Genomic DNA, 12,100 nt, shown 5'->3' with positions numbered 1-12,100 from the left:
TATATTTTTATAAAGCAAGGTAGGCGGCAGCCCTTATTGTATCGCTTGTGTCAAGTTTAAAAAGTCGCGAAGATAGGTACACTCTTTTGACGCGATGGTAAAGAATGGGGTATCTTTATATTGTGTGCTCAATTCTTTGAAGTACCTATTTTGCATTGAAAAGCGATAAAAAGGATTTTTCAAAGGTGAATCATAATACTGCCAACGCGATTCATTGGTATAAACAAAATCCTTTTGTTCGCTTTTGGCCAGCATAAAAGTGCATTTAGCCTTGAATTCTTTATTGGAACTGAGCGCGCGCGCTTTGCTATACCATTCCTTTGCCGATTTAGTCTGTAGGTAGTTTCGTTGCCAATGGAGTGTTGAGGGAGCATGGTTATCTGTCGATGACCAATCGTAGGATACGATGGACCATGCATTGCCGTAGGTACTTGTCTGATAGATACCTGTAGCCATTTGAAAGTAATATTCCGCTTTTTTCTGATTGTCTTTTTCCGTTTTTATCGCATTTTCCAACCGCGCCATCCGTTCAGCATATTTTAGTTTGGTTGTATTTTCCTTTCCGTATTTTTTTGGATAGTCATTTATCGTCACAATAAAGGGGTTGGGTTTGATGTCATCTTCATCCGTGCTATACCAGTTTTTAATTTCGTTTATTTTATGGTCTTTAGGAAGTGCTGCTAATGTTTTTGCTGCTTTTTGGAAATCCAGTTCGCGCAAATAAGTTGTACCCAGTAATTCGGTGAGATAATCCCTATTAAAATGTTTGATATCTTTCAATAAGAATTTAGACAGGGTGTTCTGTTGGGAATTGTCCGACAATAAATTCCTTATTTTTAACAGCGTTTTAGGTGTAAGGCTATTTTCCCAAAAGTGCATTGTTGTCCACTGCATATTATCTTCCAATGAGTCTTTCACAAAGCCATAGTTGTAAAAAGCATCTGCCTTTACAGCAGCTAAACTAGCCATAGCGGTGTCTTGTGTGTTCAAATAGTGTTTTACAACAAGATTTTGTAAAATGTTCCGGCAGATTAAACTATAGTTGCTGTATTCAAAAGCACTATAACCCCAGTTTTGTTTGCGGATATCTTCTTTACCATCTAGTTTTGCTTTTTCTTCTAACCACGATAAGGTTTTGGTCAATTGAACTTCATCCAGCTGCTTACTGCTTTGCCAGTCCGTCAATTGTGTGAGCAATCGGGTAATTTGAAGCTGATCAATCAATTTTGGACTGAGGTCAGTCTCTTTTATTCCAGCAAGGTATTCTTTTGCTAAAGCATTTTCCTTATTCATCCAACTTAGGTAGGCAGCAGTAATAAGGCCCAATTGGGGTTGAACATATTTTTTGTCGCGATAAAGTTTTAGCGCAAAATTGCGGAGCGAATCCAGATGTAGTTTAACCTTTCCTTTATCGTCATTTTTACTGTAGTAATTATAATTATCGCTACTGAGGTAAAAAGACTCGTTCATTTCTGTTTCTATCTTATTGACTTCGCGTCCTAATAGTACCGCATTGACGGTATTGGCAGGATCGAGCTGATAGCAGTCGATCAGATATTTCAGGGCATAGTCACTTGTCCCGAAGCCAATGATCGCATTGATGTTGAATCTATCGGCATCATTTTTTGCATATTGAAATATCTCGGCATCGCTGGCTGTAATATAATGGAAATTAGCATACGCGAGGATGCGTCTTTCCGGACTGGCGGTGAATAATTTGGAAAAGAGATAAGCTGCCCTTGCAGGATCACCATTTTTGCGGACAGCCCCCGCATAGTTGGATAGTGCCCAATTGAGGATAGCTTCGTCTCCCTTAGCAGATTGCAGGTACTTTTCATAAATCGTCATGCTCTTGGCGTATTCCTTCCCAAATAGATATAAGCGGGCGGCTTGATATGCATAACGGATATAGAGAAAGCTATTTTTGGGGTACTTGGAGATCTGCTGTTCGGCGAGTTCAGCTAATTGTGTGATTTCTTTGAAATTTCGGGTATCCGGATCCCAATAGTTATGTTGAATATTCGTAATGGGTTCCTGCTTTTTGGTGAACATAAAATAAGCACGTTCAGCTTCATGTTTTCCGTCAATCAATGTGCTTAAGAACGTATTTCCTTTAATGGAATCTGGCAGGCTGGTCCAAGCCGATTTTTGTTGATTGCTGGCTAAATTAGCGGTTGCAGCGTTGCTGTTGTACATCAATTGCTCGACATCCTTAACCTTGACCTGTGAACCGAGGTGCTTCACCCAAGTTTCGGCATTAATTAAACTTTCTTTGGCTGGTGCTTCCTCCGTATAAAGAAATTGGTAGGGGATGAATTGAAAGGCAGAAAATCCATTGTCCTCCAGATTGGGGAGATAATATGTCGTTTGATTGTCGTAAGGATCCACTTCAGGACCACAGGCGATATTGGTTGCAATCTCTCCAAAGAAGAAAGCTAATGTAGTGCTAGAAAGCAGCAATAATTTTTGTAATTCGGCATTGCCATGGTTTGCTAGTGTAGCTTGATCTAAATGATAAAAAATAATCCGGTGTTCTTTTCCTTTCAGCTCTCCCTTCAAAAATTTTGCCGTTTGTAGGAGCTCACCCTGATTGATGGATTCAAAACGTATAACATCTCCCTTTTTAAGGTTTGCTTTTGGGAGATCCTTTGTTAAAATATAGAGGTTCGTATTGGGGTTATGGGTAAATAAGGCGGAGTCTTTGATATCCTCTTCGTTGATATGCTTTGAAATACCGATGTAATTATTATTTCTGAAAACGACAAACCACTTAAATAGCGGTAATGCAATATCCATTTCCATCGGATAATTGCGTAATGTTCCGCTTAGGTAAGTCTTGAGGTCCTGTTGATTTAAAATGGAGTTCTGATTGCCAAATTGTCTGAGATTCCCCATATTGTAACACATCAACATGGCTTTTTTCACAGGCGGAATTCCGCTGGTAACCGTATTTTTGACTTGGTGGAGCCGCAGCGTAGCGCTCACGATAACATCTTTTAATGCCGGTAATTGCTGCAAATAGCTGAGCAGATAGAAAAATTTATCACGGGATGTCTTTGTCCAATCGCAGTCCAGTTGGAGTTCGGTAAATTTTTCTTTTCCGGCTTGTTGTATTTTAGCCGTCACAAACGGAACAATCTTATTTGCCAATCCCCTGATCTGCAGGCTATCCATCTCTGCAAAAACACGTTGGTTGACAAATACTACAGGAATCAATTGCTGTTCTTTGGGTATAGGTTGCGTAAACGTAATGGGACTAATAGGAATGGCTTGTACACCAGATGGATCGAAATCAATATCCATGATGCGGACATAGATAGATTTCGCGTCAATTTCTTTTAAGGATCGGCTTTCTGCGGTATCTACCTGAAATACGGTCTTCCAAAAATAGAAGCCCGTTTCATGCTTTGTTTTGGTGCAGGAAACTAAAAAAAGTAGAGATAGCGGTACAAAAAATAAAAATAGTTGTGTTTTACGCAGCATATTCACCTTATTTAGTCATAATTCAAACAAAATGGGCTTAATTTTGTTTGTTATTCAATAAAATAAAGACGAAATTACAAAGAGATTGTGACTTTATGAAGCCTATTTTCAAATGGATTCTTGGTATTGTAGCGTTTATCCTACTGGCGTTGGGTGGTGGTATTTGGTATTTTAGCAATAAGTGGAAGCCCCTTTTAGATACTAAAATCAAGCAGCTGGTGTCTCAAGCAACGGACAATTTGTATACTATTACATACGACGATATCCACGTCAACCTATTATTAGGCAATATAACAATAGACAATCTGCAGCTCGTCTCAGACAGTTCCGTATATAAAAAGTTGGAGTTGGTCAAAAAAGCACCAGATAACCGCTTTGAAATTTCCATCAATAGGCTGAAAATAAAAAGCTTTGGTATCCGAAGGGTATTGATGGAAAAGGAACTTTTTTTGAATGATATCACCGTCGAAACACCAACGATTCATGTCATCAATGAGGTACACCGTTATAACGATACGGTGAGTAGGGGACCTAAAAAACCATTGTATGAAAAGATAAAGGATAATCTGAAAAAAATTCAGGTTCGGGCTGTCAATTTGAATGATATCGATTTTAAATATACGCAGGTCCAAAAAGGGGTTTATCAAGATTTCGAAGTCAAGAAGGTCAAGGTTCGTATAGATGACGTTTTAATCGATTCGACTTCTGAGCATGACAAACAGCGCTTTTATCATACGAAAATGATTGATATTGAGGTGCCTGGTTTTACCTATAAAACTCCAGACGGGTTTTATAAGATAAACTTTGATCAGTTGAAAATCAATAGTAAAAATCGCAATGTCCTGTTGACTAAAGTTGCTTATCAGCCGACGCTGAATAAGGCTGCATATTACCGAAAGAAAGGTGAAGGTGGAAGCTATATGGTGCTGAAAATGGATACCCTGCTTTTGACGGGATTCAATTTTGCCGAGCTTTCCCGTGATAAGAAAATATATGCACAAAATGCACGCTTAAAAAATGGTTCTCTTTCGATTTATAGTGATAAACATTATAAAAGCCCACCCACCAGTCAGATTGGAAATGCTCCGCACATGAAATTAATGCAGATGTCGACACGCTTGGGAATTGATTCATTGATTTTAGATAATATAGGAATTACGTATGCTGAAATGAGTGATGAGTATAGTCAAATCGGTACCATTACTTTTGATCACACGTATGGTACGATATTGAATGTGACAAATGATTCGGCAAAATTGCTTAAGCAGAAGCTCATGCGTGCAAATTTGAGCAGCAATTTTATGAATGCAGGCAAGCTTTCTACCAACTTCGTTTTTGATATGACCTCTAAAGTTGGGGCCTATACCTACAAGGGCACACTTGGGAAAATGGATCTAACAGTCGTTAATAAAATGATCCGGCCATTGTTAAATGTTGAGGTTAAATCGGGCAATCTCAGTCAGATTACATTTGACATATGGGCCAACGATTACCGTAGTAAAGGAACCTTTAAAATGGATTATGATGATCTCAAAGTTAATATCCTGTCGGAGCCAGGTGATGATGGTCGTCGAGAAAAAAAGGGGCTGCTGTCTTTTATGATTAATCAGGTGTTGTTTAATCCGAGCAATCCGGATTTATACGGGAAATATACGGTAGGGCATATCAATAAGCGCAGGGACCCCAATCATCCATTTTTTAAAGCGATGTGGCAGACTTTGTTGGTTGGAATTAAGCAATGTGTCGGCATTGGTCCAGAACGGGAAGCTAAATTAATGAACACAGCTGGAAAAGTTGAAAAAGTCGTTGGGGGAATCAGCAAGGCCAAGAAAATGATTTCAAGTATATTTAAGAAGCACAAAACGCCTGAGGAGTTGCTGAAGGAAGAAAAAGAAGATGAGGCCAAAGAGGCGGCAAAGATTGAAGAGAAAAGGAAGCGTGACCGTGAAAAGGCTGAAAAGGAACTCGAGAAAGAAGGGGCGGGAAATTAAAGATCCGTTTCACGTGAAAAGGTTGCCTTGGTTAAGTCGGCGCGCCAAAAAACACAACGGAGATAGATTTGCATTTATTGACAGATTTATCTTAGTTTGAGACATTATGATAGATTCGATTTTAAGTTTTATCCGATTTGTTTTCAAATATAAAAATGGGCTTGTAGACAAAATCATGTTCTATGTGAGCATGATTTGCGCTGCAATCGTTATATTTAATGTAGGCTATGTTACTGATCCTGCACTAGGGAAATTGCTGGGTAAAACAATTCATTATCTATTCTTTGTGCTCTTTTTCATGATTGCTCTCCGCGAGTCATCCTCCATTTACGCACTCAAAAAAATTGCTGTGGAGCATTACTCGGGCTTGGTTATTCTCATTTACTTTGTATTTATTCTTATTGCCCGTTTTGCAGGGTTTGGAGCACTCGCTGTTTTTTCAAGAGAACAGTGGGTTTATCTCGGAATCTATCTAATTTTTATCGCGGAGCTGTCGAAGAGCACACTTTTCTTTGATAATTTTTATTTTAATCCGACCATATTATTTGTCATCAGTTTCCTCGCTCTTATCCTGCTTGGCACGGTACTCTTGATGTTGCCACGGACCACGGTAGAAGCTCCATTAAGTTTTGTGGACGCCTTATTTATGGCAACAAGCGCTGTTTGTATCACTGGCTTGTCGGTTGCCGATATTTCAACCAATTTTAGCATGTTTGGACAAACTGTGGTCATCGTCTTGATACAGGTTGGAGGATTAGGTATTATGACATTTACAGGTTTTTTTGGTTATTTTTTTTCGGGCGGATTTTCATTTAAGAATCAATTGATGTTTGGTGAAATTTTAGGTGAAAATAAAGTAGCCTCCGTCATTAAAACCCTATTGACCATGATCTTTATTACGCTGCTGTTTGAATTTCTTGGAGCGATACTGATCTTTAGTACCTTGGAAAGTGCTAATTTCCCAAATTTGGGGAGCATGGTTTTCTTTTCGATCTTTCATTCCATTTCGTCATTCTGTAATGCTGGATTTTCGATCTTATCTGGAGGAATTACCCATGAAGCCTATAAATTCAATTATCCGTTCCAATTGGCATTGTCCTCGCTTTTCATTCTGGGCGGTCTGGGGTTTGGAATAGTATTGAATTTCTACACCTATATGAAAGAATCCATATTGCTTTATTATCACCGATGGATCACAAAGAAAAACTATAAGCATAAAGCATGGAGCTTTAGCTTTAATTCTAAATTGGTGCTGGTCTGTAATGCGATTATTATTGTAGGTGCCACTTTGTTTTTCTATTTCTTGGAGCGAGGGAATACACTTTCTCTTGAAAAGGGAATCGATGGGGAATGGGCGACTTCCTTCTTTATGGCCAATGCCGCACGTTCGGCAGGTTACAATAGTGTTGATTTGAGTTTTGTTGGGCCACCAACTGTTTTTTTGATCATGCTGCTGATGTGGGTCGGGGCCTCTCCCGGATCTACTGGTGGGGGAGTAAAGGTAACTACCGTTGCTGTTTCACTGTTGAATATTGTTTCGCTGGCTAAAGGAAAAGAATATATAGAGATTTTTAAAAGGCGAATAGCCGGCGAATCTGTTAACAAGGCTTTTGCGATTATTTTATTGTCGTTTTTTGTGGTTGGATTCAGTTTTTTTTGTTCTCATTTTTACTGATCCAGATAAGAGTATGAAAGCACTCCTCTTTGAAGCACTATCAGCCTATACAACATGTGGATTAAGTTTGGGGATTACACCCTCGCTCAGTATGGGGGGGAAATTAATTATTGCGTTGACAATGCTTGTTGGACGTGTTGGGATGTTGACGCTATTGGTGGCTTTTATTAAAAATACAACCCGGAGAAATATTGTATTTCCGGAAGAAAAGATCTTGTTTTAAGCAGACAAGTGACCGTTTTGGCTAAATTTGATGGCTTTATCAGCGGAATATGAGCATATAAATTGAAAGATAGCTTGGAAATAAAGGTAAATTTATTTTAGTTTGAGATATGAAGTATATTGTTTTAGGATTGGGGCATTTTGGACGTTCTTTAGGGGTACATCTTACTGAACTCGGGCATGAGGTGATTGGTGCCGACCGAAATCTCAGTATCGTTGAACAACTCAAGGACAAGATAACGCACACGGTATGCCTAGATACAACCGACCGAGAAGCGGTATCGTCATTACCCCTTAAAGATGCCCATGCTGTCATTGTTGCAATTGGAGAGGATGAGGGAGCTTCGCTCATGACCGTAGCCCTTTTAAAACAGTTGAAGGTTAAACGTATCATTGGTCGTATTGTTTCAGATTTACAAAAGACTGTTTTGGAAGCAATGGAAATCAATGAATATATTATGCCCGAAGAAGAAGCTGCTGAACGATTGGCGATGCGCTTGGACAATATTGATATTGTCGATTCGTTTAAGGTTTCGGATAAATATTCCATTGTGGAGACTAAAGTACCTGCTCGTTATGTGGGCATGACATTACGTGAAGCGAACCTGACCAATTTATACAAGGTTATCGTGTTGACCACTGTGAAGATCACAGAAACGAAGAAGGACGGTGTGACCAAAGAACAAAAGGAAGCTTCTGGAATTGCTGCCTCGGAAACGATCATGGAAGAAGGTGATATTTTGGTTGTTTTTGGGGAGTTATCCAATATTAATAAGTTAATTCAAAAAGGAGAATAAAATATGTTATTGACAACAACTGGTACTATTGAGGGGCACCAAATTGAACGTTATTTGGGGATAGTCTCTTCCGAAGTGGTTCTGGGAGCGAACGCAATCAAGGATATGATGGCGGGCTTTCGTGATTTTTTTGGCGGAAGATCCAATTCTTATGAACGCGCATTCCAGGAAACACGTGAAGCTGCGTTGCGTGAACTTGAAGACCGTGCACGCGCATTGGGTGCTGATGCCGTCGTTGGGGTGCGACTAGACTTTCAAACGGTAGGAACGGGCGGAATGATGATGGTGGGTGCAACGGGAACGGCGGTAAAAATGAGATCTTAATTACAAGGGGGCAAAAAATTTTGCTCCCTTTTTTATGTGTCCCTCGCTAAGGCAACATTTCAGCTATTGAGTACCCAAAGGCTTGCCCCGATTTTTCTAGACACCTTCTATTTATGTATTTAAAAGGAAGAGCGATCGATTGCCGAGTCAATACAGTTAATACCCTGCTGTTAACAGGACACTGAGCGATAATTATAATTGTATATAAAAACAAATTTATCTAAGTTTGGCTTTTAAGACTTTTAAACAACCTAAGAAGGTAAATGAAATCATCGAGATTTATCAAACCGCGAATAATGTGTTCATAGATACAACGAAAAGCAAGTTATGAATGAACGATTATTTGGTAAGTTGAATAAATTAGATATATTCATCACCTTAAAATGACAAATTTATACGGATGAAAAATTGGTTTAAGGCGAATTCAGCACATTTGATCGTTATTGCGATATTTATTGCGCTCGTATTTTTTTATTTTACCCCTGTTTGGCAAGGAAAAACACTGGCGCAGTCGGATGTGGTACAGGCGCAGGCGGCGCAGAAGGAATTATTTGATTTTAAGGCAAAGGATGGTAAAGCGCCTTTATGGACTAATTCTATGTTTGGCGGAATGCCGACTTATCAAATTTGGCAAGAAAATGAGAATAACATTGGTACCTATTTCTTAAAAGCGGTTAAGTTCGCCTTTCCGAGCCCAATGGATACGGTGCTATTTTATTTGTTGGGGGCTTATTTCCTTTTTAGTGTCTTACGGATCAAACCCTGGCTTGCCGCAGTCGGCGCAATAGCCATTGCATTTACATCCTATAATTTTATTTATATTGAAGCTGGGCATATAACAAGGGCCAATGCAATCGCATTTATTCCGCCTGTTATTGCTGCGGTTATTATGTGTTATCGGGGAAGTAAATTGTGGGGGCCTGTATTATTGGCGTTGTTCCTTTCGCTGGAAATTCGCGTCAATCACTTACAGACAACCTATTATCTGTTAATAGTCCTCATGGTATACGTGATTTTCACGTTCATCGATGCGCTTAAACAAAAGCAATTAAAAGGTTTTTTTATCGCTTCAGGAAGGCAGATTGTCGCAGTGGTCATCGCTTTGATGGTAAATGCATCTATTTTATTGCCGACTTGGGAATATAGTAAATTAAGCACGCGTGGACATGCCAATATCACGAAGGTTGATAACAACAATGCTAAAGAGAAAGGGCTTGATAAAGAATATGCCTATGAGTGGAGCCAAGGGATTGGTGAGACCATAACCTTTTTAATTCCGAATGCCTATGGTGGTTCAACTGGAGGACAATTGGACGAGAAATCACATGTCGCTAAGTTCCTAATGGAACGAGGAGGGGCGTCGGAGATTCAAGCTGGCCAGATGGCGCAAGGCATGCCAACCTATTGGGGCGACAAACGTTTTACTTCGGGGCCATGGTATTTTGGGGCAGGAGTTTTCTTCCTATTTGTGTTGGGGCTTGTTATTGTCAAGGATCGCTTCAAGTGGTGGATTTTGGCAACAACCATTTTAGCGTTGCTTTTGTCATTCGGAAAAAACTTTACTCTTGTATCGGATCTGTTCTTTGACTATTTCCCCATGTACAATAAGTTTAGGGCTGTTGAATCTATTCTTGTTGTGGTTTCCATTACCGTGCCAATGATGGCGATTATGGCAGTAAACGAACTGTTAACACGTGCTAAGGAGATACCAAACTTAGATAAAAAAATCTTGTATACCTTTATTGGTGTCGGTGGAGTCTGTCTGTTGATTGCCGTAACGCCGGATCTCTTTTTGAATTTTGGAAATGCGGAGCATAGCAATTTGGTAGAAATGTTAGAGCATCAGATCGGAGATAAGGCCTTTGCGACAGAGTTGGCAAACCAGTTGGTTCTGGATCGCAAAGATATCGCGAGTAAAGATGCCTACCGTTCCTTTTTCATTGTTCTGCTGACCTCTGGATTTGTTTGGGTCTTTTTAAAGAAAAAACTGAGCGAGGGTGTATTATTAGGGGCTTTGCTCGTCTTATTCTTGTTTGATTTATGGAGTGTAGATAAGCGCTTCTTGAATGACAAATCTTTTATGGAGAAGGGTGCTACAGCACAGCAAGTATTCCAACAACGTGAAGTGGATCAATTGATCTTAATGGATAAAGATCCAAGCTACCGCGTACTTGACTTGACTTCAGATCCGTTTTCGGATGCCCGTCCGTCCTACTTCCATAAATCCTTAGGCGGATACCATGCAGCAAAATTAATGCGTTTCCAGGAAATTTTGGAAAATCAATTTAATGGCGCCCTGAACGAAGATGTATTGGATATGTTCAACGTACGTTATTTGATTACGACAGATCCTCAGAATCAGTCACAACGTATTGTAAGAAGAAGTACAGCTGCAGGAAATGCTTGGTTTGTAGATCGGGTAAGTTTTGTGAAAGGAAATGCCGAAGAAATGCAGGCAATCAGTTCGTTTGACCCACATAAGGAGGCCTTTGTGAATCAACAATATCAAAATGAGATTAAGGCTAAAACATCGACTGCTTCAACGACAGGGGAGATTAAGTTGACCTCCTACCATCCCGATAAAATGCAATATGAATATACAGTTGCCAATGACGCTTTTGCTGTATTTTCTGAAGTATTTTACGATAAAGGGTGGAAAGCTTATGTGGATGGAAAGGAAACGCCTATTATTCGTGCGGATTATATCTTAAGAGCACTGCAGTTACCTGCGGGAACGCATAAGGTAGAATTTGTTTTTGATCCAGAGTCGCACAAATTGGGTAATGTATTGACTTTAATCTCGTCTATTGTTCTTGTATTGGGAATAGGCGCGGCGATATATTTCTCCTTTAAAGGGAATAAAAAAGAAACAGCGGCTTAGCTGCTGTTTCTTTTTATTGTGTGAGCTTTAGAATAATTTGAGTTGTGGATCAGTTATTCTAAAGCTTTTTCTATGATGTGGCGTAGACCCATGCGCCAATACAGCTGTTCTGTGTTTAACTGTTGGGTACCCTTTGTTGTTGAGCCAGTCGTAGTGGGGATAATCCACAGCAATGTTGTCCATATATTCATCCCGATAAGTTTTGGCCAGAATTGAAGCAGCTGCGATCGACAGATACTTGCCATCCCCCTTGACGATACATGTATGCGGAATTTGTTGATAGGGAATAAACTTATTTCCGTCAACGATGATATACTCCGCTTTGGTTTTTAAGAGATCAAGCGCCTTGTGCATGGCTAAGTAGCTTGCATTATGGATGTTTATGCGATCTATTTCTTCGGCTGAAACACTGGCAACTGCAAATGCGAGAGCTTCGCGTTCGATAATTGGCCGCAACATCATCCTTTTTTTCTCACTAAGTTGTTTGGAGTCGTTAAGGAGATCGTGGTAATAGTCTGTTGGGAAAATCACTGCTGCAGCGAAAACGGGCCCTGCCAGACAGCCCCTTCCAGCTTCGTCACAACCGGCTTCAATCCACTGCTCCTGATAATATGATAATAGCATATGCGATTCTTAAAATAGCCGAAATTACAAATAAATTTGGAGTTATTTATTGTAACTTCTGTGTGAATATTGGCCATTTACATTAATTAACACTAATAATGTC

The 12,100-nt window shown here is 39.7% G+C and carries 8 protein-coding genes; 6 read left to right on the top strand and 2 right to left on the bottom strand.

Annotated elements, in window-relative coordinates; all coding sequences use genetic code 11:
* Positions 1-33: 33 nt before the first annotated feature.
* On the bottom strand, positions 34-3,483 hold the full coding sequence (locus DTA23_RS27315) for a tetratricopeptide repeat protein (protein ID WP_174890605.1): 3,450 nt from the start codon (positions 3,481-3,483) through the stop codon (positions 34-36).
* Positions 3,484-3,578: 95 nt separating this feature from the next.
* On the opposite strand from DTA23_RS27315, the gene DTA23_RS14490 reads away from it, so the two are divergent.
* From DTA23_RS14490 to DTA23_RS14470, 6 genes are all read left to right on the top strand, one after another.
* Positions 3,579-5,474 (top strand): AsmA family protein, encoded by a 1,896-nt coding sequence (locus tag DTA23_RS14490; RefSeq protein ID WP_174890604.1) that lies wholly within the window; start codon positions 3,579-3,581, stop codon positions 5,472-5,474.
* A gap of 106 nt (positions 5,475-5,580) precedes the next feature.
* Positions 5,581-7,149 carry a TrkH family potassium uptake protein gene (locus DTA23_RS14485; RefSeq protein ID WP_256603822.1) on the top strand — a complete coding sequence of 523 codons (1,569 nt, stop codon included), beginning with the start codon at positions 5,581-5,583 and terminating at the stop codon, positions 7,147-7,149.
* Between the two features lie 13 nt (positions 7,150-7,162).
* Positions 7,163-7,372, top strand: a complete 210-nt coding sequence (locus DTA23_RS29215) for a potassium transporter TrkG (RefSeq protein WP_256603820.1) — start codon at positions 7,163-7,165, stop codon at positions 7,370-7,372.
* A gap of 109 nt (positions 7,373-7,481) precedes the next feature.
* Positions 7,482-8,168 carry a potassium channel family protein gene (locus DTA23_RS14480; protein ID WP_075990332.1) on the top strand — a complete coding sequence of 229 codons (687 nt, stop codon included), beginning with the start codon at positions 7,482-7,484 and terminating at the stop codon, positions 8,166-8,168.
* A 3-nt stretch (positions 8,169-8,171) separates the two neighbouring features.
* Positions 8,172-8,492 (top strand): YbjQ family protein, encoded by a 321-nt coding sequence (locus tag DTA23_RS14475; protein WP_046673052.1) that lies wholly within the window; start codon positions 8,172-8,174, stop codon positions 8,490-8,492.
* A 400-nt stretch (positions 8,493-8,892) separates the two neighbouring features.
* Positions 8,893-11,373, top strand: a complete 2,481-nt coding sequence (locus DTA23_RS14470) for a YfhO family protein (protein WP_112375117.1) — start codon at positions 8,893-8,895, stop codon at positions 11,371-11,373.
* Positions 11,374-11,400: 27 nt separating this feature from the next.
* Here the strand turns inward: DTA23_RS14470 and rnhB are convergent, their stop codons facing one another.
* The gene (gene rnhB, locus DTA23_RS14465) at positions 11,401-11,997 is read right to left on the bottom strand and encodes a ribonuclease HII (RefSeq protein ID WP_070560938.1); all 597 of its coding nucleotides are present in this window, start codon (positions 11,995-11,997) and stop codon (positions 11,401-11,403) included.
* Between the last annotated feature and the right edge of the window lie 103 nt (positions 11,998-12,100).

The organism is Sphingobacterium multivorum, assembly GCF_900457465.1.
GTDB classification, from domain to species: Bacteria; Bacteroidota; Bacteroidia; order Sphingobacteriales; family Sphingobacteriaceae; genus Sphingobacterium; species Sphingobacterium multivorum.
This window is presented reverse-complemented; position numbering and strand designations above follow the sequence as displayed.